This is a genomic window from Morganella sp. GD04133 (assembly GCF_029835375.1).
GTDB classification, from domain to species: Bacteria; Pseudomonadota; Gammaproteobacteria; order Enterobacterales; family Enterobacteriaceae; genus Morganella; species Morganella morganii_B.
Genome location: NZ_JAODZS010000033.1, coordinates 38634 through 54755 on the forward strand (window position 1 = coordinate 38634; position 16122 = coordinate 54755).

24 protein-coding genes and 1 pseudogene are annotated in these 16122 nt (G+C 45.1%); 18 read left to right on the forward strand and 7 right to left on the reverse strand.

All coding sequences use genetic code 11. The features are described from left to right. Positions 1–16 precede the first annotated feature (16 nt). The 6 genes from N7387_RS16075 to N7387_RS16100 form a co-directional block, all read right to left on the reverse strand. Positions 17–205: a hypothetical protein gene (locus N7387_RS16075; protein ID WP_279800249.1), complete on the reverse strand. Its 189-nt coding sequence runs from the start codon at positions 203–205 to the stop codon at positions 17–19. Beyond that, on the reverse strand, positions 202–366 hold the full coding sequence (locus N7387_RS16080) for a hypothetical protein (RefSeq protein WP_279800250.1): 165 nt from the start codon (positions 364–366) through the stop codon (positions 202–204). The genes N7387_RS16075 and N7387_RS16080 overlap by 4 nt, the downstream gene beginning before the upstream one ends. A 66-nt stretch (positions 367–432) precedes the next feature. Then, entirely contained in the window at positions 433–930 is a 498-nt protein-coding gene (locus N7387_RS16085; protein ID WP_279800251.1) for a siphovirus Gp157 family protein, read from the reverse strand. Beyond that, positions 927–2921, reverse strand: coding sequence for a hypothetical protein (locus N7387_RS16090; RefSeq protein ID WP_279800253.1), 1995 nt, complete (start codon positions 2919–2921; stop codon positions 927–929). Before N7387_RS16090 ends, N7387_RS16085 begins: the two co-directional genes overlap by 4 nt. Positions 2922–2936: 15 nt before the next feature. Next, positions 2937–3269, reverse strand: coding sequence for a hypothetical protein (locus N7387_RS16095; protein WP_279800254.1), 333 nt, complete (start codon positions 3267–3269; stop codon positions 2937–2939). Positions 3270–3653: 384 nt separating this feature from the next. Beyond that, entirely contained in the window at positions 3654–4406 is a 753-nt protein-coding gene (locus tag N7387_RS16100) for a helix-turn-helix transcriptional regulator (RefSeq protein ID WP_279800255.1), read from the reverse strand. Positions 4407–4510: 104 nt separating this feature from the next. Here N7387_RS16100 and N7387_RS16105 point away from each other — a divergent pair, with 104 nt between their 5' ends. From N7387_RS16105 to N7387_RS16170, 14 genes and pseudogenes are all read left to right on the forward strand, one after another. Continuing rightward, positions 4511–4759 carry a helix-turn-helix transcriptional regulator gene (locus N7387_RS16105; RefSeq protein ID WP_262868398.1) on the forward strand — a complete coding sequence of 83 codons (249 nt, stop codon included), beginning with the start codon at positions 4511–4513 and terminating at the stop codon, positions 4757–4759. Between the two features lie 46 nt (positions 4760–4805). Then, positions 4806–5252 carry a toxin YdaT family protein gene (locus N7387_RS16110; protein WP_279800257.1) on the forward strand — a complete coding sequence of 149 codons (447 nt, stop codon included), beginning with the start codon at positions 4806–4808 and terminating at the stop codon, positions 5250–5252. Positions 5253–5267: 15 nt separating this feature from the next. After that, positions 5268–5492: a hypothetical protein gene (locus tag N7387_RS16115; RefSeq protein ID WP_279800258.1), complete on the forward strand. Its 225-nt coding sequence runs from the start codon at positions 5268–5270 to the stop codon at positions 5490–5492. A 1-nt stretch (position 5493) separates the two neighbouring features. Next, on the forward strand, positions 5494–6456 hold the full coding sequence (locus N7387_RS16120; protein ID WP_279800259.1) for a hypothetical protein: 963 nt from the start codon (positions 5494–5496) through the stop codon (positions 6454–6456). Further along, a complete protein-coding gene (locus N7387_RS16125) occupies positions 6449–7021 on the forward strand; it encodes an ATP-binding protein (protein WP_279800260.1) in 573 nt (190 codons plus the stop codon). The genes N7387_RS16120 and N7387_RS16125 overlap by 8 nt, the downstream gene beginning before the upstream one ends. A 2-nt stretch (positions 7022–7023) precedes the next feature. Beyond that, positions 7024–8394, forward strand: coding sequence for a replicative DNA helicase (locus N7387_RS16130; protein ID WP_279800261.1), 1371 nt, complete (start codon positions 7024–7026; stop codon positions 8392–8394). 199 nt (positions 8395–8593) lie between these two features. Then, a complete protein-coding gene (locus N7387_RS16135) occupies positions 8594–8830 on the forward strand; it encodes a hypothetical protein (protein WP_279800262.1) in 237 nt (78 codons plus the stop codon). Further along, positions 8827–9009, forward strand: a pseudogene (locus tag N7387_RS16140) (SAM-dependent methyltransferase); the annotation flags it as partial. The gene N7387_RS16135 and the pseudogene N7387_RS16140, both read left to right, overlap by 4 nt. 495 nt (positions 9010–9504) lie before the next feature. Further along, positions 9505–10617, forward strand: coding sequence for a hypothetical protein (locus tag N7387_RS16145; RefSeq protein WP_279800264.1), 1113 nt, complete (start codon positions 9505–9507; stop codon positions 10615–10617). Beyond that, positions 10610–11071 (forward strand): hypothetical protein, encoded by a 462-nt coding sequence (locus N7387_RS16150; RefSeq protein ID WP_279800265.1) that lies wholly within the window; start codon positions 10610–10612, stop codon positions 11069–11071. Before N7387_RS16145 ends, N7387_RS16150 begins: the two co-directional genes overlap by 8 nt. 387 nt (positions 11072–11458) lie before the next feature. Next, entirely contained in the window at positions 11459–12052 is a 594-nt protein-coding gene (locus N7387_RS16155) for a DUF1367 family protein (RefSeq protein WP_046024848.1), read from the forward strand. A 12-nt stretch (positions 12053–12064) separates the two neighbouring features. Then, entirely contained in the window at positions 12065–12376 is a 312-nt protein-coding gene (locus tag N7387_RS16160) for a Ref family recombination enhancement nuclease (protein ID WP_279800269.1), read from the forward strand. Then, complete coding sequence (locus tag N7387_RS16165) at positions 12364–12900, forward strand: antiterminator Q family protein (protein WP_279800270.1); 537 nt, start codon at positions 12364–12366, stop codon at positions 12898–12900. Before N7387_RS16160 ends, N7387_RS16165 begins: the two co-directional genes overlap by 13 nt. 87 nt (positions 12901–12987) lie before the next feature. Next, positions 12988–13209, forward strand: a complete 222-nt coding sequence (locus tag N7387_RS16170; protein WP_279800271.1) for a hypothetical protein — start codon at positions 12988–12990, stop codon at positions 13207–13209. Here N7387_RS16170 and N7387_RS16175 read toward each other — a convergent pair. Then, a complete protein-coding gene (locus N7387_RS16175) occupies positions 13200–13742 on the reverse strand; it encodes a DUF2441 domain-containing protein (RefSeq protein WP_279800273.1) in 543 nt (180 codons plus the stop codon). The genes N7387_RS16170 and N7387_RS16175 overlap by 10 nt on opposite strands. Before the next feature lie 275 nt (positions 13743–14017). On the opposite strand from N7387_RS16175, the gene N7387_RS16180 reads away from it, so the two are divergent. The 4 genes from N7387_RS16180 (at position 14018) to N7387_RS16195 (ending at position 15924) form a co-directional block, all read left to right on the forward strand. Next, the gene (locus tag N7387_RS16180) at positions 14018–14353 is read left to right on the forward strand and encodes a phage holin, lambda family (protein ID WP_279800274.1); all 336 of its coding nucleotides are present in this window, start codon (positions 14018–14020) and stop codon (positions 14351–14353) included. Continuing rightward, positions 14353–14745 carry a M15 family metallopeptidase gene (locus tag N7387_RS16185; protein ID WP_279800275.1) on the forward strand — a complete coding sequence of 131 codons (393 nt, stop codon included), beginning with the start codon at positions 14353–14355 and terminating at the stop codon, positions 14743–14745. The genes N7387_RS16180 and N7387_RS16185 overlap by 1 nt, the downstream gene beginning before the upstream one ends. A 14-nt stretch (positions 14746–14759) precedes the next feature. After that, the gene (locus N7387_RS16190) at positions 14760–15125 is read left to right on the forward strand and encodes a hypothetical protein (RefSeq protein WP_279800277.1); all 366 of its coding nucleotides are present in this window, start codon (positions 14760–14762) and stop codon (positions 15123–15125) included. A gap of 505 nt (positions 15126–15630) precedes the next feature. Continuing rightward, entirely contained in the window at positions 15631–15924 is a 294-nt protein-coding gene (locus N7387_RS16195; RefSeq protein ID WP_279800278.1) for a helix-turn-helix transcriptional regulator, read from the forward strand. Positions 15925–16122: the final 198 nt, after the last annotated feature.

The following is a 16122-nucleotide window of genomic DNA, read 5'->3' on the forward strand; positions in this document are numbered from 1 at the left end:
AACTGATTATGCTTAATCAACTTTTTGTCTGAGCAAAATCAGCCGAAATAATTTCATCAATCAGGTAGCACTCTGACAGCACACCTTCGGCGGTGAGTGCGTCTTTATCCATCAGGCAGTTTCTTTCATCCGGATAGATATAACCGTATGGCTGATACTGGCAGTCTGCACCGGAACAAATCAGAAGAAACAGACCGTAAATCATTTTGGCTCATCCTTCTGTGGTTGTTCGCGGGCTTCAATCTTCACCTGTGGCGGCAGGTCGTAATACACATCACACCGACGATCAGTACGGATGTAGCCGTGACTGCCATCAGGGAAGGTGAGCTTTACCGGCCGGTCTTTGTAGTGTTGGTGTTTTAGCATTGATCTCGCCTTATCGTGACATGTCACGCTGAAACAAAGTGCCCGGTTGCCGGGCACCGTGGGTAATCAACGAACCATCAGTGAACGTTCACCGATTTCAATTCTGGCGCCAGGAACCTCGATGCCGTTTTCCAGTGCCTCTTTGATCGCCTTTTTATCCGGTGACACGATGGTTTGTACATCAACGAATGAATCGGGGATCTTCGTTTCATCATCGATGACAATTGACGCCCGGCCTTTTGCCGCGGTAAATGTGTTCTTCACTGTTTTCAGCTTGTCCTGTCCGGATGCCAGCAGGCATACCAGCGCGTACTTTTTCAGGTCTTTGGCCTGGCGCTCGAAGGACTTTTTGCGCTCAGCCAGACGTTTGGCTTCTTCGCCCAGCGTATTGGCCTGTCCGTCAAGGTTGCGGACGTGGATCATGATGGCGTCCAGTTTATCGCCGAGTGCGCCCTCGATACCTTCCAGGGTGTCGGCTATTTCTTCCGGTGTAAATTCGCCAGCTTCCACCAGTTTCTGCAGTTTGTCGTAGTCTGCTGCTAATGCGATTGCGGTTGTACTCATTGGTCTGCCTCTTGTTTTTCAGTCAGTTTGGTTAAACATTCATCTTCAATAGCTTTCAGGCGGCGCAGGCGGCCCTCGAGGTATTTCTGATGTTCTTTATCGCCACGGGATTTTGCATTATTAACATGCACGGAAATCTCTCGTGACAGGGTTGATGCGATACCACGCAGTTCATTGGTCGTGACGGCGGTCCGCATAGTTTCTGTATTGCGTTTGAACTTCTCGTCCAGCTCCTCGCGGAGACGGACGGTGTCATCGGCGTTATCACTGGCCGCCTTAATTTCAAACTCCATTTTATTTTTGATAAGGTATTCAGGGTTATCATGCATACCCATAAACACATCAGAAGAGAACCCGAGCATTGACAGTGCTTTTTTAATCGCATCGGTCAGGGATTTTTTGATAACTTCAGCATCAACCTTTATGCCGTATTGGGTTTGATAGCGGTATGGTGTCGCGCCATAGCTTTCAAAATAACAGCACTTGCCATCTTTGCTGCGGTACCAAAACTGGATTTTTATTGAATGATTTTGCTCGCAGAACAGAGAACCGTCTGCGTCACGCAGGTAGCGCAGAGCAACCTGTTTGTTGTTTTCCATAACAGGTTCAGTCAGTGGTTTGCCGTCCAGGAATTTTTCTTCAACCACCTCATAGCCCCAACCCTCACCGATCGGTCCGAAAATTTCGGTAGCACGCATAAACATGTAGTTACTGTTAATGCTGGTACCCTGAAATCCCGCTCCCTCTAAAGGCTTGGTAAAGCGTGGATCTGTGCGCTGTACCTGCTTCCAGATACTCAGGTTATCCGTGTCTGCCAGAACTTCGGCAATCACCTCGGCACGGCTGCGGAAGTCATCAGTAGCGGGTTCCTCGGCATGAACCGGTACCGGTGTCTGCGCTATAGTCGTCGGTTCATCGTTGGCTGCTACTTCCGGATCTGGTTTCTCTGCCGATTTCTCTGATTTTTTAGTACGTGTGCGCCTGGTCTTTTCCGGTGCTGCTACGGAGGGTTTATCTTCCGTAATATCAGCACCGGATCGGCCGGTTTCCTGATCATGACTGCTTTCTGCCTGTGTTATGCCGATACGGTCAGCCACAAACTGTTTACGGGCTGCCGCATCATTTATCAGGTCAGGTGACGATTTTCCTTCACGCACGACAGTAAAGACTGTTTCACGCGGGAGCTGTAATGCTGTCGGGATAATACGGAACTCAGTAGACCAGCGCCGCCAGCTTTCATCTTCATCACTGATCAGCTTTTTCGCTGCCGTAAGTTTGCTTGGCTGAATTTCCCATGGGTCAAAATCACCGGGCAGAAGGGCGAGGGCGATTTCCTGATCCAGTGTCGCGTAATTGTGTTCAAAATTACGTTGCTTTTGCTCCGGGACAGGGAGTTGCCCGGTAGCCGGTTCTGCAGGGAACAGGTATTCTTCTGCCAACTTTTGCGCTTCTTCTTCGGTAATACCGTCCTGAGCTTTTTCCATCACAGTATTCACCAGCGCTTCTAAATCCTGCTCATTCAGAAGGGAAACCGTGCGTGTCGCTGCAATACCTTTTGCGATATTCCGGAGCTGAGGGTATTCGTCACTTTCGTGAACAAAGGTTACGGCACTACTGTATTCACTACGGGTAAATTGCGTTTTTTCATACAGCATGATTGCCGCGATGCGGACGACTGGTGCCGTTTTTTCAAACACGACAATTTCTTCTTCACGCTTCTGCCAGTCGGTGCCGTTGAATTCGTACTCTTTGGCAAAATGTTCATCAAAGCTGTCGCCGGTCGGTGCCGGATTGCCTGCCTGAGCTTCGCAGACTATTGCCCCCGCCACATCAAATTTCCCCGTATTCTCCGGATAGGTTTCTTCCAGCATCACAGCAGCCATTGCTCTGGCCATCTTTTCAGAATTGGCGGAAATAGTGATTGCAACAGTTACAGCGCCGTCTTTAAGTGCGGCATCTATAGGGTTAAATGCACAGATATAATTGGTCATTGGTCTTGCCTCTGGTCAGTAAGGTAATGCTTCGTCGTCTTTGGAAATGACTTCGCCCTCCAGGCATAACAGCGCCTGAATTTGATCTTCAATCAGCGAGGATTTGACCTGGGCATTCGCGAGGATTTTGTTCTGCTCATCACGCAGGCTGTCTATTTCTGCGTTTGCGAGGTCTGATTTGGTCACCTCCGGTACAGGCAGTTCAATCTGATGTTCAGCAACAGGAACCCCCATGTAATCAGCTGAGCTGTATTTGTGGGTGTATACTGAATACGCGATACTTCCGTCGATCTGCTTTTGTGCATGGACGTAAAGCGTGACTTTTAGGGGGTTAGGTTGTGCTTTCATAGCAACTCCTTTAAAATGATGTTTCCAATGATTCGTCATTGGTCTTGCCTCTTCTGACGGTTGGTCCCGTCAGTGGAACTCCGGATTAGCTTTGGTCGGCGACTCCGGGTAAAAGAGCCCACTTCGGTGGGTTTTTTTACGTCCGAAATTAGGTGCCCGTCTTTCCGGACTGTCAGGTCGTCTTACCTCTTCTGCCATCTTCGTGGCGTTATTTGTTTCCTGGTGCTGGCGTAAAACAGTGAACGTTTATCCTGAATACCCGCTGTGGGGTTTTGATGATATTGATATTAGCAATGCTATTTTTATTATTCAATAGCATTGCTAATTGTTTGGAGCAAAAAAAACGCCGCAATAATAGCGGCGCTCATTAAGAGACTGATTTACTTATGCAAAGTCAATCATTTTAATGGGGAGGGATTTTATAACTTTTCCAAGGATGCGCAGATCATGGGTTTCATTTTCTTCGATGTAAAATGTTTCATAAGCTTCATTATCAGATTTTACAGCGAGTCTGCGACCTTTTACGCGCTGTAACCTTTTAATAAATAATGAATTTTCAAAGATAAAAACATAAACGCCATCACTGTCGAAAAAAGAGTTATGTGTATCAACAAATACAACATCTTTTGGGTTAATAACCGGAGACATGCTATCCCCACTGATGTTGATCATCTCTATACCTTTCAAGTTTTTTCTCCCAAAGAGCTCGAAAACTTTTTCTGGTGAAAACTCGATTGACTTTATCGTGTCAGGGAAATCAGTATTAATAAAGCCGCCCGGGCCAGCTTTTGCATATATATCCATTAGCCTTAATGTGTTGATTTCATTGCTTGTGATGGTATTTGTCTGTTGGGCGGAGTTAGCTTCGGACGTAGTTCTTATATGTTCAAGCAGAGGCCCTATTTCCGGGTTTATTTCCTCAGGTTGAACCTGAAGCAAAGCAGAAAATTTTAATACGGTATCAGTGTTTAGTGCGGTTCTGGCATTTAAATATTGGCTGACAGCCGCTTGTGTATTAAACCCAAGGGCATCCGCGGCTTTTTCCTGAGTTAAGCCGAGGGATTCACGTTTTGCTTCCCAGATTGCCCGCAATCTTTGTGCCGCAGTTTTGTCTGTATCGGATATTTTTCTGTTCATATCATCCAGTTTATTTGTGTTGCTAATACTTTTCCAATAGCATTGCTATTGATCGCTTAAATTAGCGGTGCTAATATCAGGTAACCAAACTCACAGGAGGTTTTATGAAATTAGGTGCTTACCTGAAAAAACACGGAATCAGTCAATCTGAGTTCGCAAAAATTGTCGGCGTCACGCAGGGGTATGTCAGCCAGGTGATCGCGGGTAATTATTTTTTAAAAGGCAAAAAAGCCATTGATTGGGCTTCAAAAACTCAATGGTTTGTGACTCCCCATGATCTGAATCCGGATGATTATCCAAATCCACATGATGGAATTCCTACCGCTGAATCAGTATTACAGCAAGCCAGTTAAAAAATTGATTATTCATAATCAATTTCGCGACAGGAGACGCAAAGCTATGAATAAAAACCAGATACTTAAGAAAGAGATAGAAGCATGGGCGGTGGACAAGGGGCAAGAGCATGTAGCAATTGAAATTAGTCGTGCTTATTTTTTTATTACACACGACGAACGCAGCCGCTTACACCCGATTGAGGACAGGGCCGGTAACGCGGACTGGAAAGCGATTAATAACAACAGGCAGCAAATTTTCCGCTGGCTTCGTGGGAACTCTCCGGCGGCAGCGAGAAAATTCAGTGAGCTGATCCCGGCAATTAAAACTGCATTACCTGCAGATCGGCTGGCGCGGGTTAACGGGGATGAATCGGTTAATTATCTGGCTTCCCTGGCAATCAAAGAATTTGCCGCGGCAATCAGCGAAACACTTTTAGGCAGTCGTGACATGTCACAGTGCATATCAAAAGCAGTAACCGCATTAAATGCGATGCGTATGACCAGCGCATAAGAGAGGCAAAGACCAATGCTGAATACAACTGAAAAAATTACCTACCGCAACGGGTTTATGCATAACGGTATTCCCGTTGATATCGAAACCATACGCCCGATTTTCGACGGGCGCCGGGAGGCGGCGCTCAGTGTGTGGGAGCAGTACGAGCAGGCTAAATCACGGCTGCGTATGCGTAACCTGACACCTGAGCAGTACCAGAACGCATGTCGCGATATCGCTGACGCGCTGGGGGTGTGACGTGAATAAATCAATCACATCGAATGTAACGAGTACCGTTGAACAAATAGGACGGTTAAACATCACCGGAAATGTGATCCCGCCGAACTGGTGGCATCACATCAAAATGCATGACGGAAAGCCGGACAGTACGGCCATTATTTTATTGTCAGAGATCATTTACTGGTATCGGCCGGCTGAAATCCGGGACGAATTTACCGGTGAACTGAAAGGATGGCGGAAGCGTTTCCAGAGCGACAAATTACAGCGCAGTTATCAGTCATTTGCTGACCAGTTCGGGTTCACAAAACGACAGGCTACGGACGCACTGAAACGGCTCCAGGCTCATGGTGTTATCGAACTTGAACTGCGGACCATCAGCACGCCTTCTGGTCTGTGTAACAACGTGCTGTTTATTCAACCAGTACCGGGCCGGGTCAACCAGATAACGAACACCATACCTTTGATTAATAATGAATCAGAAAGTGATTCAGTTTCTGGAACAGCTATTACGTTTGAACGTAACAGGGGTCACATTGAAACGGAACAGCCCCTACGTTCAGACGTAACAGCTCCTACGTTCAAATGTGAGACAAATACAGAGATTACTACAGAGAATACTACAGAGAATAAAACCCCCTTAATCCCCCGGGGGAAAACTAAATCACAAAAAATAAAATTCGACCCGTTGTCAGTCCGTCCGGAAAACGTCAGCGAACCTGTCTGGCAGGATTGGGTGAAATTCCGGAAGGAGATTAAAAAACCATTGACGGAAACCAGCTGCCGCCAGATTGCCAAAAAACTGTCCGTGCACCCGGATCCTGATTCCGTGCTGTGTGACTCGATCGCCAACGGCTGGCAGGGAATATTCCCGGAACGCACCACAAGTCGGAAACCGGCTAAGCCGAGCACACACTCCGGATTCAGCGATAAAAACTACGAGAGCCGCCCAGCGGCATGGGTGAACGGGGGCAAGCATGTCTGACGAACTGAACGTGAACATCCCGCCGCGCTTTGCTGCTGCGACATTTGAGACGTATCACCCGGCGAATCCTGATGCAAAAAACAATCTGGAAATCTGCCGCGAGTATGCCGAAACATGGCTGTCCCGTAAAACCGCCGGAGAGGCACTTATTTTGTGCGGAACACCCGGAACCGGTAAAACACACCTCGCAGTGTCAATCGCCCGTCAGGTTGCCACTGAGGCGAAGGAATCGGTATTTATCACCACAGCGGCGCGTATCATCCGGGCTTTTCGCCGTACATGGGCTGGCGATGCGGAATACAGCGAGCTCGACGTACTGGAAAAATACTGCGGGCCGGGCCTGCTGATTATCGACGAAATCGGTGTTCAGTACGGAACTGACTCAGAGCGCAATATTTTGTTTGAAGTGATTAACGACCGGTATGAGGACATGCTGCCGACCATCATGATCAGCAATCTGCCGCTGAACGAACTGGCCCCGCTGCTGGGTGAACGCGTTGTTGACCGCATGCTGGAAGGTGGCGCAGTGCTGTCGTTCAACTGGTCAAGCTACCGGAGTAATTGATTATGTTCAGTGAGCAGGAATTAGAAGCCGCGGTTATTGGTGGTTTGCTGGCCGGTGGTGCCACTCAGGATGCCTATGACGTTCTGGCAACACTGCCTGATGATGCTTTCAGTGTCGGGTACTTTTCCAGGGTGTACCGGGAAATTAAAAAACAGGCACTGACGAGTGCGATTATCGATCCGGTATTTATCGCGGACGCACTCGGGGGAAATGGTGATTTTGCTCATATCATGGAGCTCACCAGAAAAACCATCTCATACGCAAACCTGAAAGGGTATGCCGAAAAAGTCAGGAACTATGCGGCTGTTCGTAAAATTACAGCGCTGATAAATAAATTTCAGAAAGAAATTACTGACGCGGCCACTCATGACCAGGCTGAAAGCGTAATTCAGAAGTTCAGCAGTGAGTTCACACTGCTCTCAAGTGAGCAAGAAAGCCTGGTACCGGTACATCTCAACGAACTGATTGACGGTTATGTTGATGTGCTGGAGAAGCGGAACCGGGGCGAGGGCAGCGGCATGATGATCCGGACCGGTATTGAAGCACTGGACGATAAAATCGGTGGTTTTAACCCTACGGACCTGATTTTTATCGGCGGCCGGCCGGGTATGGGTAAAACTGAACTGGCACTCACGATGATGGAAAAAATGACAACCGCCGGTGACTCTGTGCTGATGTTCTCCATGGAAATGGCAAACATGCAGATCGCCGAGCGCATGATTGCCGGGGCTGCGCAGCTGCCGGTATCCAAAATGCGCAACTGTGATTTGGACGACGAGGGCTGGGCGCGGATCAGTTCAGCAATCGCTCATCTGATTGACCGGGATATTCACATTATCGATGCCAGTAATCTGACCATTGATCAGATATGCGCTATCAGTGAGCGCCATAAGCGCAAATATCCGGCCACAAAAGGTATTTTCATCGACTACCTCGGGCTGATTAAGAAGCCTAAAGCGGAGCGTAACGACTTGGCGATTGCTGCGATATCGGCTGGCATGAAAGGCCTGGCTAAACGTATTCACACCCCGGTTGTGGCTCTGAGTCAGTTATCCCGTGACGTGGATAAACGACCACTGAACCAGCGCCGCCCGGTGGCTGCGGATCTGCGTGACTCCGGCAGCTTGGAACAGGATGCCGATTATATTTTCCTCACCTACCGGGACGCGGTTTATAACCCGAACAGCCCGGCAAAAAATTATGCGGAGATCATCATCGAGAAGAACCGGCACGGAGAAACCGGCACTGTGTATCAGGAATTTAAAAACGGCCACTATCTGTCAACCGACCAGATTTCAGCAGCAGAAGTAAGCCGTATGCAGCAACAGGCGGAGGTGCCTAAAAGACGCCGCTACGCCGATAAGGCATTTTAAGACTAACAGAGGCAAAGACCATGATAATCAAAGACCCTGTTACGTGCGAGTCTCTCGTGCGTGATAACTATCCCCGCATGCCGGATGATGGCTGTGATCATACCAACTGTCACTTAGACCGGCTGCATGCCGCGCGCCGGGCCCAGAAAAAAATCCCGTATCAGTCTGCCCCTGAACCAAAGAAACAGGGGGAGTGAGTATGTCCGGACAATCAAATTATTTACCTGCAGGTCTGCCTCACAATCGCGCACTGTGGCCTGCTGAGTATCAGGAAAAAGAGCAGCTTGATTTGGCTGCCAGCCGTCTGATTAAGCAGTTCAGAATGCAGAAAATACACAGAACGGCTGTACTGGTGGCTATCGAAAAAACACCGGCGGATCAGCAACCGTTTTTCCGGGAACGTCTGAATTATTGGCAGGGGGTGATTAAGGTATGAAACCAATTCTTGATATGTGTTGTGGTAGCCGGATGTTTTGGTTTGACAAGCAAGATAATAGAGTGGTTTTCAGCGATATCAGGATTGAAAAACATATTCTCTGTGACGGGAGAAAATTAAACATAACACCAGATATTATCGCTGATTTTAAAAAATCGCCATTTCCGGATGAAACATTTCACTAAATAGCTGCACAAAATAGCGCTACACTTGCCATTTGCTGGCACGCAAAAGAGCGGTATATCGTAAGCTATGTACGGAGCTGCTTAGAAGGGAGAACACTCCCGATCCCTTTTTCCGTAAGGGCTGGAAAAAGTGTAGCGCTATTTTGTGTAGCTATTTAGGTGGTGCCGCATATGGTAACTTGCCATATTCCGGAGCCAGTTATTTAAAATCTATACTCTTTTAGTTGTAAGGCTATGAGCTAATTTTATACGGTGTTTTTACGTATTGTTACTTATTGGATTTAATGGTATTAATGTGGCTGATAACTAATGTAATTCGATAACGCAGGAAACTGGTGTTTTACATACTCACATAAAATTAGTCCATGAGGCTATAAAGGGATATATAACGTTTACTCTAGCTATCTTTAATTTATCATAATAGTATGAAGCAAGTTAACAATTAGCTTGCATTTTAAAGTGTTATTAAACTCCCAAATGGATATGCTTATGACGATAATCGCAGGCCTTGAAATAAATAACTACTCATTTTTAATTAGTGATACGCTAATAACAAATAAGAGTAACGATGTAGATAGCTATGAATATAATGCCATCCCTACACTTGGGGATGTTTCAAACTTTGTCACTCAGGATGACTATAATATTTTAGGGTTACTGACAAAAATAGAGATAATAAATGATCACTTTGTTATTTCTTGGGCTGGTGATGTATTTAAAGCAAAGGTGATAATAAAGAAAATAAAGATGGAGTTTAGGAATAGAATACCAACCCATCAAGAGATTTTTGATTGTATAGATGAAGCTAATTGTGTACAATTTATTTGGATCATAAAAAATGACTCAGGATTAGAACTACGTGGTTATAATGCCAAGGAGAATCATGGTAAAAAATATTTTGATAAATCAGTTGTGGCAGGAACAAATGATTCTATTGTAGAAGAAGCAGATGATATTTTTAAAAGTAAAAGCAAATCTATAACTATAGATGATGTAGTTGCTGACTCTGCGTGCACCGCATTATTTATGTTTAGTCATTTGATGAATCACGAAATGCTGATGAAGGATAAAGCAAATACTCTAAATGATAAGTTTGGTGGGTACTATGACCTTGTTATATTTTATGATAATAAATTTCAAAGGTTAAATGAGGTGACTTTTATATTTTTGGATGCAAATACAAACGATTCTGGGATTATAATAATTAATGGGTCTGGTAGTATAATTAAACAATGTTTAAATAATGAGGAGATTATTGTTAATAAAATAAACTTTGAGGCCATTGAAGGTTTAGGTGATGAAGTGCTACTTTCAAAAATTACGTACAATGAGAGTTTTTCTATTCAGTCTACTTTAAATAGCTCTGATTTTATTGCAAAAAATAGTTTTTCCTCCCCGTTTGTTTGTGTAATAACAAGGTGTGATAGTTCTATTGGACATCATTGTCTAATAAATAAATATGAAACTTCTGAAATAGCGGAACAAAAAACAATAAAAATAACTTGTATAAGAAAACTATTAAAGTTAGAATTTAATCAGGATTTTTTTAAAAGCTATGAAAGTGAACTTATGAGTTTTTATAATGGAAAAAATAATGGATAAGAAAAATTTCATTCAGGATAATATAGAGTTGAGTGAGTTATATTCAATTGCGCCAGTTTTAATGGCTCAGGAAATAGACGGTAATATTAAAACTCCAGATGATATAGCTATGTATTTATATCAAGGGGGTAAATCATTACCTCTAGCCTTTGGTGACCAAAAACAAGATGACAACCAAAAACCATCGAAAAAAATATGGCTAGATATAAAAGCAGAGTTTAATGTTTTTTTATGTGAAGATTCACCTAAGTATGAGGTTTTATGGAGAAAACTGGGGGGGGTAAAAGCAAAGGTAACACCTTATATAATAACTACCATATCAGTATATTTAATTTCCGAACTTAATATTTCAAATTCCTTGTCTATTTTTATTACTCAATTTATTGCCATATTATTATTTTTTGCCGTTAAAGTAGGAACGTCAATCTACTGTAAACGTACGGCTAAATTGTAGAGCTATTTTCTGGTTTCGAATCTATCAGCCCATGCTATATAAAATATCGCATGGGTACTTTTACTACCTATCAAAATTCTGTGAGATAGAAGTTCACTATATCTTTAGTTTGTTTTTTATCGCAACTTATTCAATTTAATTATAGCTATTTTATTTTAGAGTAGATGGATAATCATACTTCCATTATGTAAATATGATTAATTTTTTAGCATGTTAGTTATTTATTCAAGCAAGACGGTTAGATTTAGTTGCGCTATACTCCAAAAATTTATTGGTCGAAATCTGAGCTAATGCAAACTAGCAATATTTATTATATCAATGTATTATCCAAAGTGCTGACTTGAACAACCAGCATCCTGAATACCCGCTGTGTCACCGGAGAACACCATGGCACAGCATAGCTTTATCAAACTACCCAACGATACTCTTGCGCCTGCAAATCCGGCAGCAAGGGATTATCTGCATTCAAAAGTTAAGTGCGGTGATGTGCTGTCAGCAGACTTCAAAAAGGCACGTAACCCGCGATTTCACCGTAAATACTTCGCACTCCTGAACCTCGGTTATGAATATTGGGAACCGGTTGGCGGTACCATTTCGCCGGAAGAAAAAGAACTGGTTCGCGGGTATGTGAAATTCCTCGCTTATTACACGGACAATGATGATGCTCTGCAGTCAGCGGCTGACGTCTATCTTGATGATGTAGCACAAAAACGCGCTCAGAATATTACTGCGACAAAATCCTTCGACGCTTTCCGATCCTGGGCCATTGAACAATCCGGCCAGTACGACACCTACGAAATGCCTGACGGCAGCCTGCGCCGTGTCGCCAAATCAATCAGCTTTGCCAAAATGGACGACCTGCAATTTGGCGAACTCTATAAATCCACGCTAGATGTGCTGTGGAACTTCATTCTGTACCGCAATTTTTCCACGCAACAGGCCGCAGAGAACGCGGCAGCACAGTTATTAGATTTTACCTGAGAGGCAAGACCAATGACCAAATCAAAGACCAAAGCAGAACAGCAATGGCTGTCGGATGTGGCCGAACTCGGCTGTATCTGCTGCCGTAACATGGGGTACGGGGCATCTCGTGCAGAACTGCATCATGTGAGAAACGGGCAGGGTATGGGGCAACGGGCGGATCATTATTCCGTACTCCCGTTGTGTCCGCAGCACCACCGGGCATGCTACGCAACGGGATTCCATGCAGCGCCGGAAACATGGCAGCAGCTCCACGGCAGCGAACGTGAATTGCTGGAGCAGGTAAAACAGGAAGTCAGGGAGCTGCGTTTATGCCGGGTATGAAAAATGTTTCTGATGGGCTGAGGCTCGATAAAGAACGTGAAGAGTGGTTACAAAACTGGTTATCTTTGTTTGGTGCCTGGGTTTATAGCGGAAGATTAGAAAAGCGGCGGAGCAGTATGATAGCCCAATTTATGGCTACCGTAGAGCGCAGAGATTACCCCGTTCGCCCCGTTTGTAATGATGATGAAGGTCTGCTAATCAATGAGGTGGTAAAGCTGATTTACCATATTGATACGGAAGCCTTTGATATGCTGCTCAGCCGATATGTTTATTGTACATCAGACAGAGCAATAGCCCGTGCACGGCATGGAAAATACAGGCTAAAAGCCATCGTCGCACAAAAAAACGGGCTACCAGCAAAGAAAGTACCATCATTATCTACATGCCGCCGGGAGGTGGACGAAATACTAAAAGCAGCTGAGTATTTATTATACCAACCGCTGGTAGATGCGTTTAAAAGGAAGGAAAAAGAAAAGATCCTGAGGCGAAATAGCAAAAACATGTTGACTTCTTTGAACCAGTGAGCCACTATTTAAAGGTAAGTTGCCGATTTTGTAACTTTACCAACTAACCCAGCCAATGCGCTGGGTTTTTTCGTTTCCGGAGGTAGCATGAATCGTTCAGGGCAACATCTGCACTCATTGTTTTCTGGCATAGATGAGGAGCGACCGAAGACGTTCACAATCGAAGTGAATGCGCACTCAACCCTCGGGGCGTTAAAAACCCTCGAAAAAGCAGTCGAGGATTTAAAGAAGCGTCACTTACATTTTCATCATGAAAATTCTGAATATAAAAATTGCCAGAGCGTCAAAGCTACATTTCGTTATTCCTGAACGACATTACCAACGGTGGCAGGTAACGAAATAAGCACTTCCCAAAATGGGGTGTAGTTGTCCCATAAAACATCAGTTTCCCCGCGCCAGTATAGGTCCAGGCGGCGGGATAACTCTAAGGGTGGACAATTCATGTTCAGCAAGTTCATGTCGCCTCGGTGACAATTTGTAGTTGAATGAATCTCAAATATCGGAGTGGCAATTGGCGCTCTTGAATACCCGCGAAACCATGTCACGTCCTTTACTGATTCACATGCAAATATGGACTGAAATCGTGATGGTTTTTCAGGAAAGCAGGACCTCCTTCTGTCTTCAAGCATCATTTCGATTATGGCTGAATACCTTTCATCAGAATTAACAAGATTGACCGAAAGGGTAAGAAAATAATTTTCCGCGTGTCTGGATATGCCATCAGGGAGCATCATAGTTGCATGAGATTGAAGCGGGATAACGGGACATTGTGGCGCCGCCAGAGTTAACTGCATGCCTGTTTTTAAAGATAGGCATCGGTCAAGAGTATAAAAAGTATCCACGTAATTTCCTTGCTGAGGTTGTTATTTTTGGCGATTTAACATTATCAGACAGGGTTTAGCGCTGCCAGTCGCTTAACTGGCACTTATTACAGGGCTGCGCATTGCGTGGCCTTTTTTATTTCCAAAGGCAATAAGAAGAGCACTGGGGTGTAACGGGCTCATCCCCCAATCTGCACCATTTGGTCCGGTGCTCTTCTTATTGTTTTTTCTTTCCTGCTGCTTCGGCGGCATTTCCCATCTCATCAACACACGGAACACTCCGCAGGGGGTGATGTATGCGCATGCCTGAAAAAAATACTGAGCTCTGGACTCAGGTCTGGAGCTGGATATCTATCAATGCGCCGCTGCTGGCCGGTGTCGCACTCGCTGCGATGACAGCGTTCACCCGTGAAAAACGCGAGGGGGCAGGATGGAAAGCATCACTCTCTGAGGCATTCATCTGTTCCTGCATCAGCATCGGGATCATCACTGGTCTGGAATACGTCGCACTGCCGCTGAGCCTGGCGCAGTTCTTCGGCGTGTTTATCGGGTTCCTGGGGACAAAGAAGATCGGCGTGGTTACAGATGCCGTGTTTTCATTTTTTAAAAACAGATTCGGAGTCAATAAGTAATGACTAAATACAGATTCAGTAAACGCAGCGAAGAAAACTTACGCGGCATTCATCCTGATCTTGAGCGAGTCGTCCGCCGGGCGCTCGAATTAACTGATATCGATTTTATGGTCATTGAAGGTAAACGCAATGAAGCACGTCAGCGTGCCCTGGTCGCCGGAGGCAAAAGCCAGACGATGAACAGCCGACACTTGACGGGTCATGCGGTGGACTGTGCCCCCATCATTAACGGTGTTATCCCTTGGAATGATTGGTCGATGTTCCGGAAGGTGTCTGACGCAATGATGGCGGCAGCCAAAGAGTTCGGTATCGATCTTGAATGGGGCGGCAACTGGAAGACATTCAAGGATGGGCCGCACTTCCAGTTGTCTTACAAATCTTACCCGGCCTGACGATGAGCGGCACAGTGAAAATACTGTCAGGCGTATGTGTGGTGATGCTGATTGTCCTGTTGCTGCTCTGGCATCTGTATGACGGGCTGAAAGATAACCACCGGCTACTATCAGATCAGCACACGCGGCTGACCACAGTTAATGACATCACTTTAGCGGCGGTAGCCGCCAATCACCGCATTTCACTCGATAACATCAGCGCGAAACAAACGGAAGGGGCAGAGAATGTCAAAATTAAGACTGTCATCAAAACGGTTTTCAAAGACAACGAATGTGCTGCTGCTCCTGTCCCTGTTGGTGTCACTGACGAGCTGCGGAAGTACGCGGACGGAATACGTTCCCTCGCCGGTGGTGCCAATTCCGCCACAACTGACCGCTGATTGTGAGCAGGTAGTTATACCGGATGATCTGACGTTCGGTGGTGCAGTTGAGCTGCTGGCTGATGCTATGAAATACATTGCCAACTGCAATCACGATAAGCGGGCAATACGAGAGATAGAAGCGGAGAGGGTAAAAAAATAGCCCCATAACCAAGGGAAGGGGCAAGAAAGATCGGAAGGGACAGCAAAATCAAAAAGTTAACATTACTATCAGTGAATTATACAGACTTAATATAAATAAAATTAAACAAAAACTAAACGAAAGATAAATAACAGCTCGCTAAACCGCATGGCTTTTAACAGGCAAAAAAAAGCCCCGCAAGAGAGATATGGGGCGAATCGGGCAGTAAGTCATAATCACACACTTGAGTACTCGGGGTTTAGTGTAGTGACCTAAGTTAAACTAAAACTAAACAAGTGCTGTGTTTTGATGAGTTTTAGGTTATTTTGTTTGTCATGTCACACAATGTGAATTACTCTTTATTTGCGTTAATTAGGAGGCGTTGTGAAAGACATTAATCTTATTGTAGGTCAGAATATCCGCACTTTAAGGTGCCGTAACGGTATGACCACAAGAAACTTAGCAGATCGGCTGGGAATATCCTCGCAACAGATATCAAGGTATGAGCGTGGAATAAATAAAATAGATGCCAGCACTGTATTTAAGATAATAAATATATTTGATGTTCCTTATGAGAGTTTATTTCCAGAGCCAGCGGTAGAAGATTTTACTCAGAAAAAAGATTCCCTGATGTATATGGACCCGGGGATATTCCATAATGAGTATCAGTTTTATTAATTTGAAGAATACCTGGGCAAGTACGAAAGATTTATCCATGGTAACCCAGCACAAAGCCTGCCCACTGAGTGGGCTTTTTAATTGGATTATTAGCAATAAGTGAGATGGTCTATATCTTACTTGCGGGAAGCCATATGTGATCCAAGAACGTTGTTAACGTCTCTGACGTATGTAAAAAAGCCCGGCATATACGATGCT

Excerpts from the sequence above, each read along its gene's own strand:
- N7387_RS16075 (WP_279800249.1), bottom strand. The coding sequence starts at position 205 with ATGATTTACGGTCTGTTTCTTCTGATTTGTTCCGGTGCAGACTGCCAG.
- N7387_RS16080 (WP_279800250.1), bottom strand. The coding sequence starts at position 366 with ATGCTAAAACACCAACACTACAAAGACCGGCCGGTAAAGCTCACCTTC.
- N7387_RS16085 (WP_279800251.1), bottom strand. The coding sequence starts at position 930 with ATGAGTACAACCGCAATCGCATTAGCAGCAGACTACGACAAACTGCAG.
- N7387_RS16090 (WP_279800253.1), bottom strand. The coding sequence starts at position 2,921 with ATGACCAATTATATCTGTGCATTTAACCCTATAGATGCCGCACTTAAA.
- N7387_RS16095 (WP_279800254.1), bottom strand. The coding sequence starts at position 3,269 with ATGAAAGCACAACCTAACCCCCTAAAAGTCACGCTTTACGTCCATGCA.
- N7387_RS16100 (WP_279800255.1), bottom strand. The coding sequence starts at position 4,406 with ATGAACAGAAAAATATCCGATACAGACAAAACTGCGGCACAAAGATTG.
- N7387_RS16105 (WP_262868398.1), top strand. The coding sequence starts at position 4,511 with ATGAAATTAGGTGCTTACCTGAAAAAACACGGAATCAGTCAATCTGAG.
- N7387_RS16110 (WP_279800257.1), top strand. The coding sequence starts at position 4,806 with ATGAATAAAAACCAGATACTTAAGAAAGAGATAGAAGCATGGGCGGTG.
- N7387_RS16115 (WP_279800258.1), top strand. The coding sequence starts at position 5,268 with ATGCTGAATACAACTGAAAAAATTACCTACCGCAACGGGTTTATGCAT.
- N7387_RS16125 (WP_279800260.1), top strand. The coding sequence starts at position 6,449 with ATGTCTGACGAACTGAACGTGAACATCCCGCCGCGCTTTGCTGCTGCG.
- N7387_RS16130 (WP_279800261.1), top strand. The coding sequence starts at position 7,024 with ATGTTCAGTGAGCAGGAATTAGAAGCCGCGGTTATTGGTGGTTTGCTG.
- N7387_RS16135 (WP_279800262.1), top strand. The coding sequence starts at position 8,594 with ATGTCCGGACAATCAAATTATTTACCTGCAGGTCTGCCTCACAATCGC.
- N7387_RS16145 (WP_279800264.1), top strand. The coding sequence starts at position 9,505 with ATGACGATAATCGCAGGCCTTGAAATAAATAACTACTCATTTTTAATT.
- N7387_RS16150 (WP_279800265.1), top strand. The coding sequence starts at position 10,610 with ATGGATAAGAAAAATTTCATTCAGGATAATATAGAGTTGAGTGAGTTA.
- N7387_RS16155 (WP_046024848.1), top strand. The coding sequence starts at position 11,459 with ATGGCACAGCATAGCTTTATCAAACTACCCAACGATACTCTTGCGCCT.
- N7387_RS16160 (WP_279800269.1), top strand. The coding sequence starts at position 12,065 with ATGACCAAATCAAAGACCAAAGCAGAACAGCAATGGCTGTCGGATGTG.
- N7387_RS16165 (WP_279800270.1), top strand. The coding sequence starts at position 12,364 with ATGCCGGGTATGAAAAATGTTTCTGATGGGCTGAGGCTCGATAAAGAA.
- N7387_RS16170 (WP_279800271.1), top strand. The coding sequence starts at position 12,988 with ATGAATCGTTCAGGGCAACATCTGCACTCATTGTTTTCTGGCATAGAT.
- N7387_RS16180 (WP_279800274.1), top strand. The coding sequence starts at position 14,018 with ATGCGCATGCCTGAAAAAAATACTGAGCTCTGGACTCAGGTCTGGAGC.
- N7387_RS16185 (WP_279800275.1), top strand. The coding sequence starts at position 14,353 with ATGACTAAATACAGATTCAGTAAACGCAGCGAAGAAAACTTACGCGGC.